This window comes from Epilithonimonas sp., from assembly GCF_032054305.1.
GTDB lineage: Bacteria > Bacteroidota > Bacteroidia > Flavobacteriales > Weeksellaceae > Epilithonimonas.
This window is the reverse complement of sequence record NZ_DAMBSX010000001.1, coordinates 668,071-694,351: the sequence shown is the minus strand read 5'-3', so window position 1 is coordinate 694,351 and position 26,281 is coordinate 668,071. Positions and strand designations below refer to the sequence as shown.

Here is a 26,281-nt window from a genome sequence, read left to right as displayed (position 1 = left end):
TATAAACTTAGAAAACTCAGATTAAAATGAAGATATTGAAGATGATTAATAAAAGCATATTGACTTTGATGATGTTTTTATTGGCGGTGAATCTGAAATCTCAATCAAAAGTGGATGTGGAATTCAATCCGAATATTGCGACTTATTCTATTGTTGAATATCTTGTAGCGAAGCATCAGGGAAGACTTTTCTACATCGACGGAAAAGCAGATATTGGTCATTTGCCTTTGGCCAATTTGGCGAACAGGGAAATGGAAAAATATGATAATTCGAAAATCATCAAAGCGATGCAGGATTATCTGCAGGTTGCCGGTCAGCAACAGGATTTGACTTATCAGGCTTTATTGAAGCACAATGTTTTTCCTTCAAAAGGTTACGCTTTTCCAGTTGAGGAAAATGATAAAGCCAAAAAAGAAGCTGTGGAGAAATTCGCAGAGCAGTTGAGAGAATTTTACATTGAAAGACATCTGGGAAAATTCTTCAAAGACCAAAACCGTTTTTTAGAAGGTGCAAAAAACGAAGTCAGAAAAAATATTCCGGCTGGCTATATGGCTAAAATGGAGCAATATTATGGCGAAAAATTTCTGGCATACAGATTTTGGATTAATCCATTGGATATTATGCCTAATATTCCGGTCTTCTGGCACGGCAACGGACCAATGATTAAGTCCGATAAAGGACAGATTGCCAATATGATAAGCAGTCCATATCTTCCGTTGGAAAAGAAAAATAATATCACGGAGTATAAAGCATTTGGTTTCAATCATCCGGAAACGCTCAACTTTCTTATCACGCACGAGTTCGGTCATTCGTTTGTCAATCAGCATTTGGGGCAATATGAAGACAGGATTAATAAGAGCAGTAATCTGATGTCCGAGGCTCTTGTTGACAAGATGGCGATGCACGGTTATTCTTATTGGCCATCTTGTGTAGCTGAGCATATCGTGAGAACAGGTGAAATCCGGATTGCTCTGGCTGATGGCAATCAGAAACTGGCTGAAAACTTACGAAAACAACATATGAATGACTATTCATTTGTTCTCATTCCTGAATTTGAAAAGAAAATGGAAGTATATGAAAACAACAGAAAAAAATATCAATCGTTTAAAGAATTCGTTCCTGAATTGCTAACTGTTTTGGATGAAACGAGTGTCGAAAAAGTGAGAACAAAATTGGGTTTATCTAATGTAAAATATGAAGTGAATTTAACGGTAAATGTTCCCGAAAACAGTGGAGATGTTTATATCGTAGGGAATCAATCAAGCATTGGAAACTGGGATCCTCAGAAAATTAAACTTAACAAAATTAATGAAACAACCAGACAGATTACTTTCACAACATATCCGGATTTGAAATTCAAATTGACGAAAGGAAGCTGGCAAACTGAAGCGAAAATTGATGGAATCGACGAAGGTAAAGATGTTTCTTTGTCTATCGATAAAAATTCAATTCTGAACTACACAATAGAAAACTGGAAACAATAATTAAACAATCAATAAACTAAAATGCAAAATCGATTATTGTTTTTAATCACAATCATTATAGGTCTTTTAGTTAAAGGACAAAGTATTGATTTTAAATGGGAAAAAGACTCTATTAACGGGAAGTTGGTTGATAAAATCGCAATGAGTGTGCCTTTTACGATTGAGAACAAAACTTATAGGTTTCAATTTGATTTAGGTGCTAATACAACTTTGATCTATGATAAATGTTTTGAAAAAACAGAATTTATTAAAAATAAGAAAGTAGATGAAGCAATGGAAGCAGCTGGACACAAAGTTTTCACTGTTGAGAAGCAGAATTTCAGTATTGGAGGATTAAAAATAAAAAATTATAAACTTAATGGACTTTTGAACTTTGAGCAGGAAGAAGCTTGCGGCGTTGTGGGAGCAGATTTATTTCAAAATAAATATCTGATTATCGATTTTCCTAACAAGAAAATAACTGTAAGCGAAAAATTAAAAACCACTAAAAAAATTGATTTTGTTGATATCAAAATTATCAATAACAAACCCATTCTTCCTTTAGAGATTGATGGTAAAGTTTATCATTTTCAATATGATACTGGTGCAAGTATTTTTCCAATTGTGTCTTATAAAAAGAATTTTCAAAACCTAATTGATTCATCTAAAATTATCGAAAACTTTAATATCAGAAATTTTAACAATCCCCTAGTTGTAAAAGCAATAGAAACCAATAAGGAAGTTGTCATCGGGAAATCATCATTCAGTACCGAAGAATTTTGGTTTACAGACGAAGATTACTTTTCCTTTGAACAACAGGGAATCGACGGAGTAATGGGAAATGTTTTTTTCCTCGATAAAACAATAGTCATTGACTTTAAAAATAAAAAATTCGGAATCATAATTTAAAAAAATATACAACAATGATAAACATTCAAAACCTTTCAAAAGTCTATAAAACTGAAGATGTTCAAACTAATGCGCTTAACAATGTAAGCCTGCAAATCAAAGAAGGCGAATTTGTTGCGATAATGGGACCTTCAGGTTGTGGAAAATCGACTTTTCTTAATATTCTGGGATTGTTGGACAGCGCTTCTTCTGGTTCTTATCAATTTGAATCGGTTGAAACCATCGGAACTTCTGAGAAGAAAAAATCAGACATCAGAAAGAAAAATATCGGTTTCATTTTCCAGAATTTTAATCTGATTGATGAACTCACGGTTTATGAAAACATCGAATTACCATTAATTTACAACGGCGTTCCTTCCTCAGAAAGAAAGAGACGCGTGGAAGAAATAATGGAGAAAATCAACATCGCCCACAGAGCAAAACATTATCCGCAGCAACTTTCCGGAGGTCAGCAACAAAGAGCAGCGGTTGCAAGAGCTTTGGTGACAAGACCAAAATTAATTCTTGCCGATGAACCAACAGGAAATCTGGACAGTTCCAACGGAAACGAGGTAATGAATCTTCTCGCAGAGCTTCACAGGGAAGGCTCCACGATCGCAATGGTAACGCACTCTTCTTACGATGCAGGTTACGCTTCCAGAATCGTCAATATGAAAGATGGCGAGATTTTCTCCGAAGAACATTCTTCCCAGAGAAAAGATGTCTTTGAAAAAGCAGACGCAAAAAACTTCGAATAATTGTTAAATAAGGACGCTGGATGATGGAAGCTGGGTGTTTTTGCACTGCAGAGTTCTTCCATCTTCCCGCAACCGACTTCCAACATTTATCATTCATCATTTATCAACTATATATTATGTTACATAACTGGCTCAAAATTGCCTTCATCAATTATAAAAAGAACTGGCTTTCGACCATCATTAATTTGTTTGGTTTGACAATTGGATTGACAGGATTTATGCTCATCCTGATGCATTGGAATGACGAAGAATCCTACGAAAGATGGAACCCGAAAAAGGACAACATCTACGCTTTCCAAACGCATAACAAAGCAGAAAATACCTACGGAAACAATATTTCTTATCCAATGGCAGAACGTGCTGTGAAAGTGATTCCCGAGGTTAAGGATTATGTTTTGTTCAGCGGTTCCGGGATGGGTTATAAAATGACCACGAAAGTCAAAACCGTTTATCAGGGAGAAGGAATGTCGGTTTCAGAAAGTTTTTTTAATTTTTTCCCGTTCAAATTGGTTTCCGGAAGTTATAAAGATGCTTTGAAAGGTGATAAAGTAATGGCACTTTCCATAAAAGCGGCCAAAAATCTCTTTGGGAAAACTAACGTTGCAGGAGAAACTGTGAAAATCAACAATAAAAGTTTTGTTGTTACCGCTGTTTATGAATTGCCGGAAGCGAACAGCCAGATAAAACCGGATTTTATCATTTCGCCGTATGAACAGATGAAAGGTGATAAAGACCAGTGGGGCAATTTCAATTACGGCTGTTTCTTTTTGCTGAAACCCGGAACAGATACAGAAGCTTTGCAACAAAAATTTTATAACGATATTTTTCTTTTCAGAGCAAAAAAGGATGCGCAAGGTGCAGGCGTTACACCTCAAAAATATCTGGAATTGTACGGGCCAACGGGTAGTTTGTTTACGCCAATTGATGCGATAAAACTGCACGCCAAAGCTTCTTGGTTCGGGGTTGGAGATTTCAAGACGATGATGATTCTGTTCACGCTTTCTGTTTTGATTGTTATTTTATCAGCCATTAATTTCATTAACCTTAAAACTGCGCAGGCGTCTCAGCGAGCTAAAGAAATTGGAGTCAGAAAAGCGATTGGAAGTACGAAATCGAGTTTGGTCGCTCAATTTTTATTGGAAACTTTTGTGATTTGTTTTGCGTCATATATTCTGGCTTTGGCTTTAACGGAAATTCTTTTACCAAGCTTCAACAAGTTCTACAACAAGGAAATCGTGATGAATGACTGGCATATTTACTTTTATTCATTCTTGATGGTTATGGCAGTTACATTGATTTCAGGATTGATTCCGGCAACTTATCTGGCGAACTTCAAAGCGATAGAAACCTTGAAAGGAAACTTTGCCAGAAGCAAACACGGCATTTGGCTACGAAACGGGATTTTGACTTTGCAACTGATCATCTCATCATTCTTCATCATCGGTGGATTGATCGTGAACAATCAGGTGAAATATATGATGGACAAAGACCTTGGTTACAACGGAAAGCAAGTTTTCCTGATTAATTTCAGTGAAAACAGCGACAAACCCTGGCTGAAATATGAGCGTATCAAAAATGAGATGATAAAAATCGAAGGTGTTGCCGAGGTCTCTTATGGAGAAGCCGTTCCGGGAAGCGGGAGATTCAGTAATTCCAATATGGATTATATGGACAAAAGCATCTTCGCGCAGCACGGTTCTATGGATTATAATTACCTCCAGTTTATGGATGTGAAACTTAAAAAAGGACGTTGGCTGAACCCCAATCTTGCCTCTGATACTATCGCCAATGTCTTGGTTAATGAAGCATTTGTGAACAAATTCGGTTGGACAGATGATCAGGCATTTAAGAATGAGGTTCGTCCGGGATTCGATAATAAACCTTACCATATTGTAGGGATTGTAAAGGATTTCAACATCCTGAACCCACGTAGAGCGGTTGATCCAATCATATTTTTCCATTACAGAGAAACCGAATGGAAACGATATAATGTCTATAACATCCAGTTGAAAATAAAACCGGACGATATCGATGGGACGGTGAAAAGACTAAAAGCTTATTGGCAAAAGAATGTAGAGCCGGGTTATCCTTTTGATTCTTATTTTATTGATAAAAAATTTGCTGAAAGTTTTGTTAAATATCAGAAACAGCAAACGCTTTTTACCATCTTGAATGCAATGGTTTTGATGGTAGCTTTGTTAGGATTGTTCGCTTTGTCATCATTAATGATCGAGCAGAAGCTGAAAGATGTGGCGATTAGAAAAACTTTGGGCGCATCAGACGGAACTTTGATTTTCGGATTGACGAAGCAATTCCTTTGGATCACTTTAACGGCGGTTCTCATCAGTATGCCCATCAGTTATTACCTGATGAACGAATGGCTGAAGGATTTCGATTACCGAATTGATATGCCGGTTTTCCCATTCATTCTCAGTTTGATTTCTTTATTGATTTTGACTTTTGCAGTAGTGAGCATCAAAGCTTACCAGGCTACAAAAGTGAATCTTGTGAAATATCTGAAGTATGAATAAAAATTTGTTGATGGTTGTCGGTTGATAGTTGATAGAAACTCTTCCGATATCCAAAAACTGACAACTAACAACTAACAACTGACAACTATGTTAAAGAATTGGCTCAAAATAGCATTCATCAACTATAGAAAAAACTGGCTTTCCACGATTATCAATATCTTGGGATTGAGTGTTGGTCTGTGCGTTTTTCTGTTGATATTTATCCATTGGCAGGACGAAAAGTCTTATGAACAATGGATTCCGAATAAGGATAATATCTATTTCGTAGAGAACGGTAACGCCTCTTTCGGAATCATGTCCAGCTCCAGCTATCCTGAGATCTTTGTGTCAAAGGAAAAATTTTCGGAAATCGAAGATGCTACGATTCTCAATGATTGGGGAAAGCAGAAACTCAGCTTTGGCGGGAATTCGGCTTATGTTTCGGGAACGACTTCGGTAGATTCTTTTTTCAGGCTGTTGCCTTTCGAAAAGGTCGCAGGAAATTTTCAAAATGCTTTGTCGGATAATGGAAAAGTAGCTCTGTCACTGGAAACGGCGCGCCTGCTTTTTGGTGATGACTACCTCAATGCCATTGGAAAAACGCTGAAAAATGATTCGAATGAAAAGAATTATGTAGTCACTGCGATTTATAAGGTCCCTGAGGGCAATACTGTTTTCAAGCCCGATTTTCTTTATAAAAACCCTTACTTGGAGGAGTCTAAAGACAAGTGGACTAACTATAGTTACAATGGTTTTTTTAGGCTTAGACCAGGTACGGATATCAAAGAACTTGAATATAAACTGTCGAAACAGATGCAGGAGCAAGATGAGATTTCTGCCAAAAAATGGGGCTATACCGTAGATAAAAAAAATCCGGCAATGGTTTATTTGACACCAATCAGCAAGATGAAACTGGATGCCAAAAGCGACGGGATCAGCAAAGGCGACAAAAAATCGATTATGATTTTGCTGGGTTTATCGGTTCTGATTTTGGCTTTGTCGGGAATCAATCTGATCAATCTCAAAACTGCACAGGCATCTCAAAGAGCGAAAGAAGTTGGCGTGAGAAAAGTGGTGGGAAGCTCAAAGTCGAAATTGATTTTACAGTTTTTGCTGGAGACTTTTATGATTTGCCTGATAGCTTATGTGTTCGCTTTCGCAATGGTAGAATTATTTTTGCCGTCCTACAATAAGTTTCTCGATAAAAAAATCAGTCTGAACGATCCGAATCTTTTCATCTATACAGGATTGCTGTTAATCGTTTTTTCATTGTTTGCCGGTTTGATTCCGGCACTATACCTGTCGAATTTCAAGCCTATTAATACCCTGAAAGGAAATTTCGCAAGAAGCAAAAGTGGTGTCTGGCTGAGAAATTCTATCCTGACCTTGCAGTTGATCATCTCATCATTTTTCATCATCTGCTCATTGATCATCCATACGCAGGTCAGCTATATGATGAATAAAGATTTAGGTTTCAAAGGCGACCAGGCGATTCAGATTTATTTCAAGAAAACCAATTGGGAAAATAATTTCAATGTCAATAAATACAAAAGGCTGAAAGCAGAAATGGCAAGGATCCCAGGCGTGACGGACATCACAGGTTCTGTTAATTCGATAGGAAATGGAACAGCCAATGCCTCGATTGTGAAATTGTCAACCGATACCACTAAAACAATTCAGACGATGTTGGGCGGGATTGATGAGAATTTTCTCAAGTTCTACAAAGTTAAATTTATTTCTGGAAGAAATTTGGATTGGAGGAAAGCTTCCGACACGATCAATGGTGCTGTGGTAAACGAAACTTTTGCAGGTAAATTGGGCTACAATCCGAGTACAGCTTTGGGCAAAGAATTTTTTACCGGCTGGGACGGCAAGAAAAAATATAAAATCCTGGGCGTGGTAAAAGATGTCAATTACAGCGGCGTGAACCAGCCTGTGGAACCGATTGTTTACTTCAATTACAATAGAAACTGGGTCAAGAATAATATGAGCAACCTCCAGATCAAAGTTTCTCAAAACGATATCCGCGGAACGTTGGAACGCATCAAAGAATTCTGGACCACCAAAGCAGAGCCTGGCTATCCTTATGATTTTGAATTTGTGGATAAGCAATTCGCCAAAACGTATGAGAAATTCCAAAAACAACAGACCTTATTTACAACGTTGAATATTGTGGTTTTGGTGATTGCATTATTAGGATTATTTGCTCTGTCATCATTATTAATCGAACAAAAACTGAAAGATGTAGCCATCAAAAAAACTTTAGGCGCAGACGAAAGAACCATTGTTTGGGATTTGACCAAAAGATTTTTATTGATTTGTGTGATTGCAGTTTTAATCAGTATGCCTTTTGGGTATTATGCGATGAATGAGTGGCTGAAAGACTTTTCTTACAGGATCGATATGCCGGTTTGGCCTTACGTTTTGAGCTTATTTTTATTATTGATTCTGACATTTATAGTTGTGAGTTTCAAAGCTTACCGCGCTACCAAAATCAATCTTGTCAAATATCTTAAATACGAATAAAGTTAGTTGATTGTTGTCGGTTATTAGTTGATAGAAATTAATGCCGACAACCTACAACTATCAACAATCAACCACTTATGAAAAAACTATTCTTCATATTACTGATCAATCTACTTTCAGCTCAGCAAAGCTGGACACTCAGACAATGTCTGGATTACGCATCTGCCAATCATCCTTTGGTAAAGCAATCGGCAATCAATATCCAGAAAAACGAAAGACAGATTTCCGCTGCGAAAGGGATGTTGTTGCCATCCGTAGAAGCTGGAGTTAATCACAATTACAGTTTTGGAAACGGAATCAATACTGATAATAATCAAAGACAATCGATTAATACCCAAACAGACAATCTCTACGCACAAGCCAATTGGGAGCTGATTAACTGGCGGAATTACCTCAATATTTCTTTGTCGAAAATCAATAAGGAAAGTTCAACTTTCAAAATGATGCAGGCTCAGAACGAGGTTAAAATGAATGTCGTCCAGATGTTTTTCACTTATCAGAACAGCAAAAGCTGGCTGGAGGTTTTGGAAACACAGCTTTCCGGAATCGAAGACCAAATCAAACGTACCGAAAAAGAAGTGGAAATTGGAAACCGTCCAAAAAGTGATATTTACGATATCAAAGCCAATCTTGGAACAATGCAAGAGCAATGGGTTTCAGCAAAAAATCAACGTGATCTTTCCAAAATCAATCTGCTGAATGCTTTGGCGATTACAAAAGACACTTTGGATTTCACAATGACCGAGGAAAATCTGACCGATACCAATTTCAACGATGCTAACTTTATCCAAAATCTTCTGGAGAAAAATCCGGCTTATCAAACGACTTTGGCAGAAATCAAAGCACAGCAAAAAAGCGTAGAAGTTGCAAAATCTGGCTATTTGCCAACCTTGAACGGCTCTTACACTTGGTCAAGTTTTTATAACAAAGTCTTGGGACAACCAGCGTCGTCCAATTTCTCAGACCAAATCAAGACTAACAAAAACCAGCAATTAAGTTTTGGACTAAACATTCCGATTTTCAACAAATTGCAAGTGAAAAATAATGTTGAGATTGCCAAACTCAATGTCATCAATTCCAATTATGATAAAGACATTGTGATTAATAATCTGACGCAAAGCATCAATTCTATAAAAGCACAATTTCTGAATGCTCAGGAAAAATACAACCTTTTGGAAGCCAATTTTGAAAACCAAAGATTATCGTTTCAAAAATCAGAAGAAAAATACAAAGAAGGTTTGATGGATGCTTACACATTTTTCGTGGTTAGGAACAACTGGTTGCAGGCCAATTATAATCTGATCAACAGCAAAAACGACGTTGTCCAGCAGACAGAACTGCTCAAAGTTTTTGAAACTGGCTTATAAAAAATTTCTTATTATTATTTTCTTATGAATCCTTCCGAAGGCTCACAATTCGGAGGGATTTTTTATTGAAAATTATTTGACTTTGTGGAACCAATTCGTTAGGTTTGGGCGCCTTTATCCGCCTTCGACTCTCAATTGTCACTCTGAGGTTCTCCAAGAGTCCGCTCAAGTCGGGGCGCAAATTCAGCATAAAACAACAATGGTTCTAAAATTTAGTATTTGTCACATAAACTTTGATGAGCGAAGCGTTTTTGCGAACCTTAAAATATTTTCAATAATGATGAAAAAATCTTTGCGCACTTTGCGTTAAAAAAATAAATTTATAATCAATCTTTTATAAGCGAAGCGCCTTTGTGACCCTAATATGTTTTCAATCAATAAATAAAATCTTTGTGAACTTTGTGTTCAAAATCCCTCGCTTTTTAAATTTAAAAATCGCATTTTTGCAAACCTTCTCAAGTATAAATCAATGAAACGTCTTGATGTTCCATCTGACTTTAAAAACAATAAAAATTAAGATGAAACTTTGTATTGCCGAAAAACCAAGCGTTGCCCGTGATATAGCCAAAGTTTTGGGCGCTACAACTCCCAAAAGCGGTTATATGGAGGGAAATGGCTATTGCGTGACTTGGACTTTCGGTCATCTTTGCACTTTGAAAGAACCACACGATTATGCATCACATTACAAATCTTGGGATTTAATTTTTCTTCCGATTATTCCCAAAAACTTCGGAATCAAATTGATTGATAATAATGGCGTCGAGAAACAATTTCAAACCATAGAAAAACTGGTTCAGGAATGCGATGAGGTTATTAATTGTGGTGATGCCGGGCAAGAAGGAGAGCTTATTCAACGTTGGGTTTTGCAGAAAGCGAAATGCGACAAACCGATGAAGCGCTTGTGGATTTCATCTCTAACAGAAGATGCTATAAAAGAGGGCTTTGAAAATTTGAAACCTGCTGATGATTACAAAAATCTTTATTTAGCAGGCAATGCAAGAGCAATCGGAGATTGGCTTTTGGGAATCAATGCCACGAGATTATTCACGAAAAGGTTTGGCGGGAATAAAGGCGTTTTATCGATTGGACGTGTTCAGACACCAACTTTGGCAATGCTCGTTCAACGTCAGAAAGAGATTGATGCTTTTACGCAGGAAGACTATTGGGAACTCAAAACCAAATATCGTGACGTGCTTTTCAGTGCATCAATTGACCGATTGAAATCGTTGGAGAAAGCAGAACGAGGTTTGGAATATCTCAAGCAAAATCAGTTTGAGATTGTCTCTTTCGAAATCAAAGAAGGAAAAGAAAAAAATCCGAGATTGTTCGATTTAACAGGGCTTCAGGTGGAAGCGAATAAAAAATATGGTTATTCTGCCGAGAAAACTTTGAGTTATATCCAAAGTCTTTACGAGAAAAAATACACGACTTATCCAAGAGTTGATACGACTTATTTATCTGAAAATCTTTATCCGAAAATTGCAGGAATCTTAAGAAGTATGAGTATTTATTCTGAGTTTACAGCCCCGTTGCTGACTCAGCCGATTCCGAAAACAAAAGCAGTTTTTGATGATACTAAGGTAACTGACCACCACGCGATTATTCCGACAGAAATTCCGCCTTCATCCAATCTTAGCAGAGAAGAGAAGTTGGTTTATGATTTGGTAGCAAGACGATTCATCGCTGTTTTTTATCCTGAATGTAAAATTTCAAATACTTTGGTGGAAGGTCAGGTTGGAACAATTCCTTTCAAAGCTTCCGGAAAACAAATTCTTGAGCTAGGTTGGAGAATCATTTACGCCAAAGACAAAAAAGAAGAGAAGGAGGAAAAAGATAAAGACGAGGAACAAAGCATTCCGGAATTCGTTGCTGGAGAAAAAGGAGACCACGAACCTTTGATTCATCAGGGAAAAACTTCACCACCAAAACCTTATACGGAAGCAACTTTATTGAGAGCAATGGAAACGGCGGGAAAACAAGTGGAAGATGAAGAATTACGCGAAATGTTGAAGAATAACGGCATCGGAAGACCGTCAACGCGAGCCAATATCATCGAAACACTTTTCAAAAGAAAATACATTGAGAAGAAAAGAAAAAACCTCATCGCCACACAAACCGGAATCGAACTGATTGATACAATCGAAGATGAGCTTCTCAAAAGTCCGGAACTAACGGGAGAATGGGAATCGAAACTGAGAAAAATCGAAAAAGGAGAGTACGAAGCCAATCAGTTTAAAGAAGAATTGATAGAAATGGTAACGGATTTGACGAATAAAGTGGTTAACGGAAAATCCAAAGTTATCGCTTTCCACGAGGAGAAAAAAGAAGTCCCAAAAGAAAAGAAACCAAGAGCAAAGACCGAAATTGTATGGGAAGAGACTCAATGTCCAAAATGTAAATCTAATAATCTGATGAAAGGCAAAACCGCCGTTGGCTGTTCCGATTATAAAGGTTGTGGTTTCAAAGTTCCATTCGAGATATTTGGAAAAAAATTATCAGAAAAACAATTGCAGGATTTGATTCTGAAAAACAAAACTTCCAAACTGAAAGGCTTCACAGGCGAACAGGAAGAAGGAATTCTAATCTTAAATGACGATTTTTCAATTAGCATAAAATAGAAACCCTTCCAGATTTTTAATATCCAAAAGGGTTTATAATATTTTTATCTCGCAGATTTTACAGATTAGGCTGATGAATCTGCATAATTTGCCAAATCAGCGAGAAATAATCTATTTCACAACAATCGCCTTCTTCAAACCACTATCGATTTTATAATCTGTAGAATTATTAATTTTCACATTTTCAAAAAAGATATTCTGTGCGTTCTTGCCAACAATTCCTTTTTTACTCGTGATATTCACATTTTTGAAATAAAGATTTTCAATCAATTTATCAGGTAATCCTGCAAAACTGAAAGCTGTTTCAGACGAAGCACAATTCACATTACTCACATAAAAATCGTGGAAGTAAGGCACTTTTTCACCTGTATGTTGTGCAGCTTCGCTTTCTTTTGTACTTCCAACAGGAGCATCTGCATAGAACGTATCAAACAGAACCGCTTCTTTGATAATGTTTTTCATCTCGATATTATCGATGAAAATTTGGCTCACATCGCCACCTCTTCCCGAGTTACTTTTCACACGGATTCCAATGTCTGTTCCGTCGAAAGTACAGTTCGTAACGTAGATGTTTTTCATTCCGCCATCAGTGTTGCTTCCGATTACGAAACCGCCGTGACCCTCATTCACAGTACATTCTGCGATGATAACGTTTTGCAAAAGCGCTTCTCCATTTTTCGGAGTTCCGCTGGATTTCATACAGATTCCGTCATCGCCTGCATTCACTTTTGTGTTGTAGATAATCACGTTTTTTGAGGCGCTGATATCAATTCCGTCACCATTCTGAGCCCATTTCGGATTATAAACCGTAGTGTTTCTAATCACAAGATTCGTGATTTGTTTCGGATTAATAACAAACTTCGGCGAGTTTCTGAACGTTGGTCCGTCAATCAAAAGATTTGTCACTTTTGATAAAGTGAACATCATTGGTCTTAGATAGTGATGCAACTGCTCATACATATCTCTTGTTGCATTCGGCATTTTGGTAATTACTTTTGCCAGTTCTTCACCACGTTTTGCGGCTTCGCTTGGATACCAGATTTTTCCGTCGTCACTCAAAACACTTCCAGATTTCGCAACCAATTCCTGCCATTGTCCTGCAGTCGTTTTGAATTTCTTCACAGGTCGCCACGCATCTCCGGCACCGTCAAAAATTCCTTTTCCTGTAAACGAAACGTCCTTTATATTATTTCCCCAAATCGGCGGTGTCACTTCAAATTTCCCTGACGAAGTTTCTCTCATTGGAAATTGCTTGATGTCATTACTGAACTGCACAATCGCACCTTCTTCAACGTGGAAATCGATTTTACTTTTTAGTTCGATTGGGCCAGTTAACCAAGTTCCGGCTGGGACAATCAATCTTCCACCACCATTTTGGGCAATCGTAGAAATTGCTTTTTCAAAAGCTTTTGTATTCAACGTTTTTCCATCGGCAACACCACCAAAATCCTTGAAGTTATAATCCTTTTGTGGAATCGTCGGCAAAACCATTTCCCCAAATTTAAATGGAGCTTTTTCGATATAATAATTAATATCATTTTTCTGCGCAGAAATCATTGCTGCAAAATAAAACGCAAGACCTATTAATAGTTTTTTCATTGTTTATATTGAAATTTATATTTAAAAATTGATGATAAAAACTTTTATGAAAATCATTTACATTAACAATTCATCATTTATAATTATTTGGGCAGCTGTTTCCGCCTTCCGCTCCCAAACCTAACGAAGTGGTTCGACGTAGTCAATCTTTTCACTCCACTATGTTGCGTAAAAGGATTTCCGCTCAAGTCGGGCTGCGTGTAATTCAACTCTCAAATTATACTTAATACTTTTTACTGTCAACCTTATATAATTGTGAGTGCAGGTAAAATTAATTAAAATATTGACTTGCGCAATCGATTGCGCAAAATAAAAACTAGGACTCTCTAAAAGCATTATTAACACTCGAAAAACAGAAAACAGTGATATGCTTTTTTCCAGATAATTCTTAATATATGATTCAAATTTCTTTAATTTGCAATGCTAAAAATAATTTCAACAATGATTATTCAACCTAGAACAAGAGGATTTATTTGTTTGACAGCTCATCCGGATGGAGCGCTTCAGGCAGTTAAAAATCAAATAGAATATGTAAAGTCGAAAGGCAAAATCAAAAATGGACCTAAAAAAGTATTAGTGATTGGTGCTTCTACAGGTTTTGGTTTATCTTCCAGAATTACTGCAGCTTTCGGTTCAGATGCCGCTACAATCGGAGTTTTTTTCGAAAAACCAGCATCTGAAGGAAAAATGGGAACAGCTGGCTGGTACAATTCTGCTGCTTTTGAAAAAGAAGCGCACGAAGCCGGACTTTATGCAAAAAGTATCAATGGCGACGCATTTTCTGACGAAGTTAAAAAAGAAACAATCGAGTTGATTAAAAAAGACCTTGGTCAGGTTGATTTGGTAGTTTATAGTTTGGCCTCCCCAAGGAGAACGCACCCAAAAACTGGTGTTGCTCATTCATCTGTTCTAAAACCGATTGGTCAGCCTTATACCAACAAAACTGTAGATTTCCATACAGGTGTAGTTTCTGATGTAACTATTGCTCCGGTTGAAAACGACGTAGATATTCCGAATACTATTGCCGTAATGGGTGGTGAAGACTGGAAATTCTGGATAGAAGATTTGAAAGCGGCTGGCGTTTTGGCAGAAGGTGTTAAAACGGTTGCTTATTCTTACATTGGCCCGGAATTGACTTTCCCAATATATAGAAATGGAACAATCGGTCAGGCGAAAAATGACCTTGAAGCAACTGTTACTGTTTTGAATGACTTATTGAAGGACCTTAACGGTAAATCTTATGTTTCTGTAAACAAAGCTTTGGTAACACAGTCTAGTTCAGCGATTCCTGTTGTTCCATTGTATATTTCTTTACTTTATAAAGTGATGAAGGCAAAAGGAACTCACGAAGGAACAATCGAACAGATGCAGAGACTTTTCGCAGACAGATTATATACTGAGAATGGAGAAGTAGCTTTGGACGAAGCAGGAAGGATTCGAGTGGATGACTGGGAAATGGCAGATGACGTTCAGGCAGAAGTTGGAAAGTTGTGGAATCAAATTTCTACTGAAAACCTTTCTGAAATCAGTGATATCGAAGGTTACAGAAAAGAGTTCTTCAACCTTTTCGGTTTTGAAATCGAGGGAATTGATTATGAAAAAGATGCTAACGAGAACGTACAAGTTCCAAGTATCGAAGCTTAATCTTTAGATATAAAAAATAAAAACAAAAAAGGTTACTGAAAAGTAACCTTTTTTTATTGTTGTTGAGATTGAGATTTTATCTCTTTCTGTTTTACGTCGTATTCGTGAAGTAGATTGTGTTCTGGAGTTTGTCCGATGGCGTGCATTATTTTGTCCAGAATTTCTGTTGCTGATTCGTTATCATAATCAATTTCCAAAGCGGGTTGGAACTCCATTGTTGGTTTTACGCCAGTCACTTTGATTTTTAATCCTTTCTTATCAAAAGCTCTACGGAATCCATTGATCTTAATTGGAATTACAATGGGTCTTTGATTTTTAATCAACTTGGCAGTTCCTTTTCTGCCTTGTGCAAAAGCCGAGGTTGTTCCTTGGGGAAATGTGATTACCCAACCATTGTCCAAAGCCTTCATGATATTTTCTATTTCACTCATGTCAACCATTCGGTTAACATTTTTGCCTTCTGCCCTCCAGGTTCTCTTTACCGTTACTGCGCCGGCAATTTTAAAAATTCTTGCAAGAATTCCTTTATTCATCGTTTCTTCTGCCGCAACGTAATAAAAATCTACTTTTGGGTTGAGAAGATAAACAGGATTTTTAATGGTGTTGTGATAACCGTTATTCACGGCACAAAAGGCGTGATACATTGCTGCAACATCTGCAAAATAAGTCTGATGATTGGAAACGAAAAGCACATTGCTGTCTGGCAAATCAGAAAGATTTTCTGTTCCGGTGATTTTCAATTTATTAAAACCATTGAATCTTCTATAGGAAACAATTCCCAAAATGAAAATAATTATCCTTTTCAGAATATAAATATTTCCAAAAGAATCGGTAAAAATATTTTTTTTTGCCATTGTTTTTTAATTAGATTTTAAAACTAAAAATCTTTATTAATTTAATAAATTGATTAACCAATTTTCATTCCCAAACTTCAGAAATATTTGCAAAATTAAACATTTTTTAACAAGTTACTAAACTCGCTCAAAATCATTGATGTAGCTCCCCAAATGATGTAACCATTGAAATCAATTACGGGAACTTCATAGCCTTTTGTAGAAGGCAAAGCCATTATTTTTGGCTGGTCTGGAAGATTTAATAGAGATGAGATCGGGAATTCTATCAATTCAACAGCTTCGGTTTCCTGTAAAAAGAATTCTGGATTCTTCTTGGTATAAGAAACAAACGAATGAACATAAAAATTACTTGGCGGAATATAAATTGGTGACATTTCACGAATGATTCGCACATAATGTTCATCAATTCCTAATTCTTCGGAAGTTTCACGTTTGGCTGTGTAAGCAAAATCTGGGTCTTCTTTTTCTTTTTTTCCACCCGGCAATGAGATTTGTCCGCTGTGTCGGTCGTTTTCATTCACACTTCTTACAATCAGAGGAAAATGCCATTCATTATTTTTGAGATAGAGTAGAATATTAACCGCTGCAAACTTCGGATTTTTAGTTAAAATATCTTCGTAACTGAAAACAGGACGATAAGGCGGAGAATAAATTTTGTGTGCATTTTCTCCCAACAATTCCGCTGCTTTGATATCTCTGAGTAAATCTTTTCCAAAAATCTGCATATCTCAAAGATAAGGAAAGTTAAAGAATTTTTTAGCGTCGTTCAGCATAAAAAAATCGTAAAGACAAACTTTACGACTTTAGAATATTATAATTTATGAATGTTTAATAAGAAAAAATTAGAGATTTATCCCTCTTCCTGCATAGAAATCTAAAACTTTAATACTGAACAGATAATTATATTTTGCTTGTGCCACAGAACCTTGCGCATTCGCATAATTGTTTCTGGCCATCGTCACGTCATAAATTGTAGAACGTCCGGCTTCAAAACTTTTGGTAGCAAAATCCAAAGCTAATCTCGTGCTTTTCTCAGCTTCGATGGCGGCTATGTAAATTTCATAATTAGAATCTGCATTGAACTGCGCCTGCTGAATATCCTGCTTCAATTGGAATTTCTGTTGCTCCAGATTATTCTTCGCAATCACTTCATTGATTTTAGTTTGCTCAACCTGAAGTTTTGTAATGCCTTTATTGAAAATCGGAATATTTGCAGATAGGCCGACTTGCTGACCAAAATTATCTTTGTACTGCTCAAAGAAACCGTGCTCTTTTACATAAGGACCTGCAGGATTCCCAAAATTGAGGTTGTTGGTGTATAATTGATTATTGTAAAGTGACCCAATTCCCGCATTTGCGGTAATGGTTGGCCAAAAATTAGTTTTTACAACTTCAGTTTGTGCTTCAGCAGCTTTGATTCTGATTTCCGCTGCTTTTACGATTGGTTGAGAAGTGTAAGCAATATTCAAAACTTCTTCTACAGATTCGGTTTGTGGTATTAATTCGTCTGGAACTGGAATATCAACGACATCAAAAGTTCTGTAATCTGGCAATTGAAGAAGCTGAGCCATTGCAAACAAAGCTTTATCCACATTGATTTGAGCCGTTTTTACATTTTGTTTTTCTCTCGCCAAAGACGCTGTTGCTTCCGCTAAAACCGTTTGAGCAGTCGTTCCAACAGCGGTTGTGATTTTCGCACGGTCGTAGAGTTTTTGTGCATTTTCCATCGCACTTTCAGAGATTTTTTTGATTTCTCTGTTCAACATCACGTTAAGGTATTGCTGAGCAATTTGGAGTGAAATATTATTTTTAATGGTTTCGATATCCTGAAGACTTGCATCGACATCAAAGCCTGTTTTCTTAATCGTTTTTTCCAGTCTTCCATTATTGTAAACCAAAATATTAGCACCAATATTCGCATTGTTGTTGAAGTTGTCATTTCTAACACTCGTATTTACAAACTGTGAATTTCCAAAACTTGCCGAGTTGGAAAATGTTCCGGAAACCGAAGGTAGATATTCTCTTTTAGCCATTTCCAGATTTTTTGTTTGCACATCTTTGTTGTAAGCCTGCGCCTGGATTTGCAAGTTGTTTTTAATTGCATAATCCACACATTCCTGAATTGTCCATTTCTTCTGAGAAAATCCCAAAACTCCTAGTGACAAAAGTGAAATACAAAAAACTTTTTTAAGCATAAAAGAAAAATTATACCCAATAAGACTTCGGAATTGTTGAAATGTTACGATATGGTTTAAATTTATTTTTTCGAATGCTTTCGATTCAAGCAAAATCTTAGAGATTTCATTTCAAAAATGATGAAATAATATGAAACTTAAATATATCATTTCCGTTACCTTCCCGTTACATCTCCGTTACCTATTTGATTTGAAATTTCGAATGTTTTTTAGTTGAATTTTTTAAAATAAAAATTATTCTTTATTAAAAATCCTTTGCATTTAAATTCTTAAAATAAAATTTCCAAGGATACTTGTAACATTTATCGACTCGCGATTACTTATAATGTAAAATCCAGACAATGTCCCATCCGATTCTGAAAATAGAAGATGTCAACAAATCTTACGACACTGGCAAGAGCAAACTTCATGTGCTGAAAGGTATTAATCTCAATATCAATCAAGGCGAGTTTGTTTCTATTATGGGAAGTTCCGGTTCCGGAAAATCGACTTTGCTGAATATCATCGGGATTTTGGATGAAGCTGATAATGGAATCTATGAGTTGGACGGATTTCCAATTAAACATCTCACAGAAGTAAAAGCTGCGGAATACAGAAGCCGTTTCATCGGATTTATTTTTCAGTCATTTAATTTGATCAATTATAAAACGGCGCTGGAAAATGTAGCGTTGCCGTTATATTATCAAAATGTTTCCAGAAAAGAGAGGACAAAAAAAGCGTTGGAATATCTGGAAAAAGTAGGACTGAAAGAATGGGCGGAACATCTGCCGAGTGAACTTTCCGGAGGACAAAAACAAAGAGTTGCTATCGCAAGAGCATTGATCTCGGAACCGAAGTTGATCCTTGCCGATGAGCCGACCGGAGCTTTGGATTCCAAAACGACTCATGATATTATGAAGCTGCTTCAGGAAATCAATAATGAAGGAAAAACTATCGTAGTCGTAACACACGAGAACGATGTTGCAGCACAAACGAAAAGAAATGTCGTCCTGCGAGACGGCAGAATAGAAAGCGACGAATATATCAATCAAATCGTATTGTAAATAAATGAAAAGGCTTCGAGAGCCTCAGCCTGACAAATCGAGATAGAACTCAACCTGACAAAAATAATAACTATAAACCAACAACCAAAATATGTTTGACTTAGACCGCTGGCAAGAGATATTTAGTTCCATTCGCAGTAATGTATTGCGGACGGTACTTTCTGGGTTTACTGTGGCACTCGGTCTGTTTATTTTCATTGTTTTATTTGGAATTGGAAATGGTCTTAATAATTCATTTGCGAAAGCTTTTACCAGAGATGCAACTAATCTGATCATGGTATGGGGCGGAAAAACAACCCTTCCGTATGCAGGATTACAATCAGACAGAGCGATTACTTTTAATAATGATGATTTCGATGCGATTGTAAAAGAAAGCAAAGGAAAATTAGAATATGCTTCGCCGAGATATCAAACCAATCTTACTGTGAAATACGGTAAAGAAAGTGGAAGTTATCAAATCAATGGGGTTTTGGGAGACGAGAAGTTTCTTGAAAACAGAACGATGATTGACGGTCGTTACATCAACGAACGGGACAATGAACTGAAACAAAACGTGGCATCTATCGGAAGAATGGCGTGGCGTGATTTGATTCGGGATGGGAACCCGATTGGGAAAGATTTGGAAATCAATGGAACGATGTTCAAAGTCGTTGGTGTTTTCTCTGACCCAGGCGGCGATTGGGATGAGCGGCATATTTCTGTTCCGCTTTCCACCCTTCAGCAGATGAAGAAAAGTTCGGACACCATCAGTACTGTGATGTTAGCTTATGACCCGAAAATGACACCGGATGAAGGTGTGAAATATGGCGATCAACTCGAGAAAAGTATCCGAGCGAGACACCAAATTTCTCCAGAAGACCAACAGGGAATTCGAGTTAATAATAATGCTAAAAATACACAGGATTCTTTTGCATTCTTGTTTGTAATTACAGCCGTTGTAGGATTTATCGGACTTGGAACTTTGCTGGCAGGAATTATTGGAATCAGTAATATAATGGTCTACATTATCAAGGAAAGAACCAAAGAAATCGGTGTTAGGAAAGCCATAGGTGCAAAACCATCGGGAATTGTTGCTTTGATTTTACAGGAAAGTATTGTGATTACAGTGATTTCTGGATTCGTTGGAGTAGGGTTAGGCGTATTAGCTTTGAAATTAATTGGAAATAATCTCGAGGATTTCTTCATCACAGAACCTTCTGTAGGTTGGGGATTGATTGCTGCAGCATTTTTCTGTTTGGTGCTTTCAGGCGCAATTGCAGGATTTGTACCGGCTTATAAGGCTTCGAAAATCAAACCAATTGAAGCGCTGAGAACAGATTAAGTCATAGAGTTTAAGAGTACAAGAATTTGAGAGAACTTGAAAATATAATATTAAAATCATTTATCAATCATCATTAATCATTTATAAACAAAAACGTGAATATACTTTTCAAAAGAGATACCTGGCAGGAGATTTATTATTCCCTTCGGAATAATAAGCTCAGAACGTTTCTTACGATGATAGGCGTGGGTTGGGGTATGTTTTTGTATGTGAGTCTGTTAGGTGCAGCGAAAGGAATGGAAAATGGATTTAATAAATTGTTTTCCGGATTTGCAACCAACTCGATTTTCCTTTGGCCACAAAGTACCAATATTCCTTACGAAGGCTTTGCGAAAGGCAGAAAAATGGACCTTCATCTAAAAGATATAGAATACATCACGAAGAAAATTCCGGAAGTAGATTATATTTCACCACAAAGTGTGAGAGGAAATTTTGGAACAGCTGGAGAGCAGATTTCTAGAAACGGAAAGAAAAATACGTATATGATTACGGGCGATTTTCCGGTTGGTAATCAGATTTCCAAGAAAAAATTATTGTTCGGCAGATATATTAATGATGCAGATATTCAGGCTAAAAAGAATGTGATTGTAATAGGAGAGGAGATTTATAAAAATCTTTTCAATGCCAAGAAAAATGAAGACCCGATTGGAAAATCAGTTAATCTGAAAGGTATATTTTTCAATGTTATCGGTGTTTTCAGAGTTCCGAGAGGTGGCGGGATGGAGAATGACCAGTCGGCTTATATTCCGTTTTCTACGTATTCTGGGATGTATAACGAAGGTGATAAAGTAGGTTTCTTTGCTATTGTTGGAAAACCTAATGCAGAAGCAGCAGTTGTGGAAACCAAAGTGAAAGATGAATTGAAAGCGATTAATCACGTTTCGCCGGAAGATACTAATGCATTCGGAAGTTTCAACCTCGCTAAAGAATTCAAAAAAGTAACAGGCTTTTTGACCGGAATGCAATTGCTGACAATCGTTGTTGGAACTTTAACGATTTTGGCGGGAGTCATTGCCATCTCAAATATTTTATTGATTACAGTAAAGGAAAGAACTAAGGAAATAGGAATCAGAAGAGCTTTGGGAGCAAAACCGGCTGAGGTTAGAAATCAGATCTTGCTGGAAAGTGTGGTGATCACTTTATCGTCCGGAGTATTAGGGTTTTTATCGGGGATTTTCCTGCTCATTATTCTGAATATTGCGACGATGAACAATGATGCATTTCCTTTCAGTAACCCAACTGTGGATTACGGAAACGTATTTTCAGCAATGGGAATTATGATTTTCCTCGGATTGATTATCGGATTGATCCCGGCACAAAGAGCGGTGAAAATCAAACCAATTGAAGCCTTAAGAACTGAATAAAATTAATAATTAACAATTAATCATTTATAATTAAAAACTATATTTCTACATAATGGAAAAGGAAAAAAAGAAATTTACATTCAAGAAAGCGATTTCGATATTTTTGGGATTACTTTTCGTGGTCGCTTTGGTCGGTGGAATCGGTTATCTTATCAAATCCAATTCTGCTGAGAACGAAGTTTTCCTGACCAGGAAACCAAGCATCAAAAATCTGGATGACAAAGTGATGGCAACAGGAAAGATCGAACCTCGCGAAGAAATCGAGATCAAACCCAATATTGCCGGAATCATCCAAAGCATCAACGTAGATGAAGGAGACAAAGTACAAGCTGGACAACTGATTGCAACCATTAGAATTGTTCCTAATATCACCGAAGTTAACAACGCAACAATGCAAGTTAATAATACTCAGATTCAATTAGCAAATGCAAAAGTAAATGTTGACAACCAACAAAAACAATATGAAATGCAAGCGAAATTATACAAACAGGGTGTAATTTCTAAGCAAGAATATATTACGGCCGAGCAACAATTACAAACGACTATTCAACAAAAAAAAATAGCTGTTCAACAACTGAATGCGGCTCAAAAGCAGCTACAAATTGTAAGAACAGGAGCAACTCCGGAATTGCAAAGTATGGCGACCACTCAGGTTCGGGCAAAAGCGGCAGGAACGGTGCTGACCATTCCTGTAAAAGTGGGAAGTCAGGTCATTGAGGCTAACTCTTTCAACGCTGGTACAACAATCTGTTCTATTGCGGACCTTAATTCATTGATTTTTAAAGGAAATATTGACGAAGCTCAGGCTGGAAAATTGAAACAAGGGATGGATATGAGTGTCGTAATTGGTGCTTTGCAAAACAAATCTTTTCCCGGAAAATTAACCTTGATTGCTCCAAAAGGAACTGAGGAAAGCGGAACGATAAAATTCGCTGTAGAAGGTGACGTTTTCAATAAAACTGGAGAATATATCAGAGCCGGATTCAGTGCCAACGGAGAAATTTTATTGAGTTCTAAGAAAAATGCATTACTTTTGGATGAATCATTGATCCAATATGAAAAGGGAAACAACAAATCCTTTGTAGAAGTGAAACAGCCGAATGGTGGTTTCAAAAAAGTGTATGTTAAGCTAGGTTCAAGCGATGGAATCAACGTTCAGATTCTTTCAGGTATCGATAAAAATGCAGAAGTGAAAGTCTGGAATCCTTCTGACAAAGACAAAGAAGAGTTGAAAGACAAAAAGAAATAGACCTTTAATTATAATTGTTAAAAGAATCCGTCTCGTTTTTATAGTGAGACGGATTTTTTTATTTATAATTTGCCGTTGAAAAAACTGATATCAAAGTAGTATTGAACTTCTGTCCCATCTGTTTTCTTGAAAGAATATCGTACTTTTTCTTTATATTCTTTTACAGATTGGGTTTGCATCATCTATGAATTCGTAAGAATATTTGTTTACTTCTTGACTCATAAACGATTTGAACAGTATGTGGTATTTTTAAATCAATGAAAAATCCTGCAGAAGTTGCAGGATTTAAAAGTGTATATCGGCAGAATAATTACATTGGACCTTGTTCATCACCGCCGCTGTCATTAGCATTGATGTCTTTCTTCTTTTTAGGTTGTTCCACTTTTTCACCTTGTCTGAATTTGTAAGTGAAAGAAAGCGCAAATTGTCTTGGTTGCCATTGCATATAATTTTCCGAAGTGAAGTCCCCATTATAATTTACATTTCGCATGGCTCTTGTATTGAAGACATCCTGGATGTTGAAAGAAATAGTTCCGTTACCGCCTAAGACTGTTTTAGAAGCGCCAAAGTTAACAGCATACATAGATTTTCTGTCTAAGCTGGCGGTTTTTCTCGGACCTCCATAAAAACCTTGTACCTGGAAGCTTAATGTCTTATCTAATTTGAAAGTCGAAGTCAATCTAGACCTCATTGACACTCCTTTTCCATCAAATGGTAGAGATTCCTTCATTAGAATTGGGTCGAAATAATCTCCTGTTGTACTGTATCGGAATCCATCCACGTTTCCTAAGAATTTTAACCATTTTGTGGCATCCCAACTGAAGTTAACTTCCAAACCGATCCTGTCGTCAGTACCCACGTTGACTGGTTTTGTATGTATAACATTTTGTATGGCACCGTTAATAGTCTCGGGCTTACTATATGAAATGATTTTTACATCATCAGTTTGATGCCTGTAATAGATAGTGGGATTAATAATAAAGCTTTTTTTGGAAATACTGTAGCCCAATTCGTATGCATCTACATAAGATGGGTTAAGGTCTATATTTCCATCAAAGATGTTAAGGTTGTTATTGTAATTCGGATTTGGGATCATAAAGAAAGAACGCGGTCTGTCTATTCTTCTAGAGTAATTTGCCAGGAATTGATTGTCCTTAGAAATTTCATAACTCAAGAAAATACTTGGGAACAGATTATTGTAATTTTTCTTTTTATTGCTGATTGGAGGTGAGTAATTTTCATCACTGGGATCAAGTAAATTCTGGTAATTGATAGTTACATTTGAAATTTCATCCCTTAGACCCACTTGATAGCCAAGTCTGCCTATTTTGCTTTTGAACTGTAGATAAAATGCATTGAACATTTCTTTGTAATCTGCAGTATAGGAATATAGTCCCAAATAATTAAGTGCAGTATTGCTGGAAGTACTTTCCTGAACCATATTGTTATAGTCATTCTGGTTAATATCCAGCCTATAACCAGCGCTCAAACTAGAGTTTTCACCAATTGGTAATTCGTAATCCGCTTTACCAACCAACGTTTTGTTGATGGTCTTCTGATTAACAATATTCAACAGGTTGAAAGCATTGTTTTTGGTTTCATCGATTCCGGTAAAATTATTTGACCTGTTTCTTTGAAGGCTTAATGCCAATGAAATATTTTGACCTTTGTCATCGAATTTGTGATCTAGTCCAAAATCCCCTTGAAAAGCTAAATTAGAGTTTCTTCCCGTATTCAGCCTTTGAGTAAAGATAGATGTTCCTCCAAAGTATCTTTCATTAGTATCTGTATATCCATTACTGTCATTATTAAAAGTTCTTACAGTACCGGAAGCGTTGACGGATGTCTTCTCGTTGATATCGTAAATTAATCCTGTCGTAGCATTATAGTTTTCCCCTTTGCTTTTTGTAATAGCATCTGTGTTTCTAGTGGAAAGATCATCAGTATTGCCAGTAAAATAATTGATGTCATTTCTATTCGTGTTTTTAGATTCTCGGTATCCACCACCACCATTCACAAACACAGTTAGATCCCCTTTTCTCCAGCTTAGATTGGTATTAAGGTTGGTCTGAGGAAGATATCCGAGAGTCCCGGTAACACTTCCATTAAATCCCGCTTTCTTACTTTTCTTAAGGATTATATTAAGAATACCTGCTGTTCCGCTTGCCTCGAATTTTGAAGAAGGATTGGTGATAACTTCGATTTTTTCAATCTGATCTGCAGGAATACTTTGCAAAGCATTGGCGCCATCATCGATTCCTAATAGAGCAGAAGGTTTCCCGTTGATCAGAAATTTGACATTGCTACTCCCTCTCATAGAAACAGAACCATCTGTTCCGACTTCTACGGACGGAACATTTGTTAAGACATCTTGTAAACTACCCCCTTTGCTCACTATATCCTGCGAAGGGTCATAAGTTTTCTTGTCAAGTTCTACTTTATAGGGTTTTGTAGAAGTTGCAGTGATCACTACCCCCTGGATGTCTGTTGTGTTGGTTAGATTGGCTTTTCCATTGGAAACGATCACGAAAGGTGCAAGAATTCCAGCTTTTTCCACCCAGATTGTTTGGGTGAATTTTTTATAATCGACAGCTTCTATACTTACATCATAACTGCCAGGCGCCAATTCCAATTTATAATTTCCATCTGCATCCGCTAAGGCGGCATCACTCAATTGTGAGTTTTGCTGATTTTTAAAAGTGATGGATGCGTATCCAACTCCACCATTTGTATCTTTTACGTTTCCAGAAATATTCACTTTTTGCTGAGCCATTATGAAGCTTGCTGCTCCAATGGTTAATGCCAGACCAAAGATTTTTTTCTGAAGTACACTTCGTACAATTTCCGTTCGTTCCATTCTTAGTTTATTTTTCGCTTTTTGC

The 26,281-nt window shown here is 36.8% G+C and carries 17 protein-coding genes; 12 read left to right on the top strand and 5 right to left on the bottom strand.

From position 1 onward, the window contains the following. The first annotated feature begins 26 nt into the window (after positions 1–26). The 7 genes from RTX21_RS03120 to RTX21_RS03090 all read left to right on the top strand — a co-directional run bounded on the left by RTX21_RS03120 (position 27) and on the right by RTX21_RS03090 (position 12,130). The gene (locus RTX21_RS03120; RefSeq protein WP_312765243.1) at positions 27–1,484 is read left to right on the top strand and encodes a DUF4932 domain-containing protein; all 1,458 of its coding nucleotides are present in this window, start codon (positions 27–29) and stop codon (positions 1,482–1,484) included. Between the two features lie 21 nt (positions 1,485–1,505). Next, positions 1,506–2,372 (top strand): hypothetical protein, encoded by an 867-nt coding sequence (locus RTX21_RS03115; protein WP_312765242.1) that lies wholly within the window; start codon positions 1,506–1,508, stop codon positions 2,370–2,372. 14 nt (positions 2,373–2,386) lie between these two features. After that, positions 2,387–3,109 (top strand): ABC transporter ATP-binding protein, encoded by a 723-nt coding sequence (locus tag RTX21_RS03110; protein WP_312765241.1) that lies wholly within the window; start codon positions 2,387–2,389, stop codon positions 3,107–3,109. Positions 3,110–3,225: 116 nt separating this feature from the next. After that, a complete protein-coding gene (locus RTX21_RS03105) occupies positions 3,226–5,640 on the top strand; it encodes an ABC transporter permease (RefSeq protein WP_312765240.1) in 2,415 nt (804 codons plus the stop codon). Between the two features lie 87 nt (positions 5,641–5,727). Continuing rightward, a complete protein-coding gene (locus RTX21_RS03100) occupies positions 5,728–8,145 on the top strand; it encodes an FtsX-like permease family protein (RefSeq protein WP_312765239.1) in 2,418 nt (805 codons plus the stop codon). A 77-nt stretch (positions 8,146–8,222) separates the two neighbouring features. Then, on the top strand, positions 8,223–9,512 hold the full coding sequence (locus tag RTX21_RS03095; RefSeq protein ID WP_312765238.1) for a TolC family protein: 1,290 nt from the start codon (positions 8,223–8,225) through the stop codon (positions 9,510–9,512). Between the two features lie 518 nt (positions 9,513–10,030). Further along, on the top strand, positions 10,031–12,130 hold the full coding sequence (locus RTX21_RS03090; protein ID WP_312765237.1) for a DNA topoisomerase 3: 2,100 nt from the start codon (positions 10,031–10,033) through the stop codon (positions 12,128–12,130). Positions 12,131–12,241: 111 nt separating this feature from the next. On the opposite strand, the gene RTX21_RS03085 is transcribed toward RTX21_RS03090, so the two are convergent. Then, positions 12,242–13,729, bottom strand: coding sequence for a glycoside hydrolase family 28 protein (locus RTX21_RS03085; protein WP_312765236.1), 1,488 nt, complete (start codon positions 13,727–13,729; stop codon positions 12,242–12,244). A gap of 441 nt (positions 13,730–14,170) precedes the next feature. Between RTX21_RS03085 and fabV the strand changes: the two genes are divergently transcribed. Further along, on the top strand, positions 14,171–15,373 hold the full coding sequence (gene fabV, locus RTX21_RS03080) for an enoyl-ACP reductase FabV (protein WP_312765235.1): 1,203 nt from the start codon (positions 14,171–14,173) through the stop codon (positions 15,371–15,373). Positions 15,374–15,426: 53 nt separating this feature from the next. On the opposite strand, the gene RTX21_RS03075 is transcribed toward fabV, so the two are convergent. The 3 genes from RTX21_RS03075 to RTX21_RS03065 form a co-directional block, all read right to left on the bottom strand. Next, a complete protein-coding gene (locus RTX21_RS03075) occupies positions 15,427–16,227 on the bottom strand; it encodes a lysophospholipid acyltransferase family protein (protein ID WP_312765234.1) in 801 nt (266 codons plus the stop codon). Positions 16,228–16,322: 95 nt separating this feature from the next. Continuing rightward, positions 16,323–16,952, bottom strand: coding sequence for a CoA pyrophosphatase (locus tag RTX21_RS03070; protein ID WP_312765233.1), 630 nt, complete (start codon positions 16,950–16,952; stop codon positions 16,323–16,325). Positions 16,953–17,069: 117 nt separating this feature from the next. Further along, positions 17,070–18,422, bottom strand: a complete 1,353-nt coding sequence (locus RTX21_RS03065) for a TolC family protein (RefSeq protein WP_312765232.1) — start codon at positions 18,420–18,422, stop codon at positions 17,070–17,072. A 353-nt stretch (positions 18,423–18,775) separates the two neighbouring features. Here RTX21_RS03065 and RTX21_RS03060 point away from each other — a divergent pair, with 353 nt between their 5' ends. The 4 genes from RTX21_RS03060 (at position 18,776) to RTX21_RS03045 (ending at position 23,399) form a co-directional block, all read left to right on the top strand. After that, the gene (locus tag RTX21_RS03060; RefSeq protein WP_312765450.1) at positions 18,776–19,465 is read left to right on the top strand and encodes an ABC transporter ATP-binding protein; all 690 of its coding nucleotides are present in this window, start codon (positions 18,776–18,778) and stop codon (positions 19,463–19,465) included. 91 nt (positions 19,466–19,556) lie between these two features. Beyond that, the gene (locus RTX21_RS03055) at positions 19,557–20,786 is read left to right on the top strand and encodes an ABC transporter permease (RefSeq protein WP_312765231.1); all 1,230 of its coding nucleotides are present in this window, start codon (positions 19,557–19,559) and stop codon (positions 20,784–20,786) included. 95 nt (positions 20,787–20,881) lie between these two features. Then, positions 20,882–22,150 (top strand): ABC transporter permease, encoded by a 1,269-nt coding sequence (locus RTX21_RS03050; protein ID WP_312765230.1) that lies wholly within the window; start codon positions 20,882–20,884, stop codon positions 22,148–22,150. A gap of 52 nt (positions 22,151–22,202) precedes the next feature. Continuing rightward, complete coding sequence (locus RTX21_RS03045; protein ID WP_312765229.1) at positions 22,203–23,399, top strand: efflux RND transporter periplasmic adaptor subunit; 1,197 nt, start codon at positions 22,203–22,205, stop codon at positions 23,397–23,399. A 310-nt stretch (positions 23,400–23,709) separates the two neighbouring features. Here the strand turns inward: RTX21_RS03045 and RTX21_RS03040 are convergent, their stop codons facing one another. Further along, the gene (locus RTX21_RS03040; protein ID WP_312765228.1) at positions 23,710–26,256 is read right to left on the bottom strand and encodes a TonB-dependent receptor domain-containing protein; all 2,547 of its coding nucleotides are present in this window, start codon (positions 26,254–26,256) and stop codon (positions 23,710–23,712) included. Positions 26,257–26,281 lie beyond the last annotated feature (25 nt).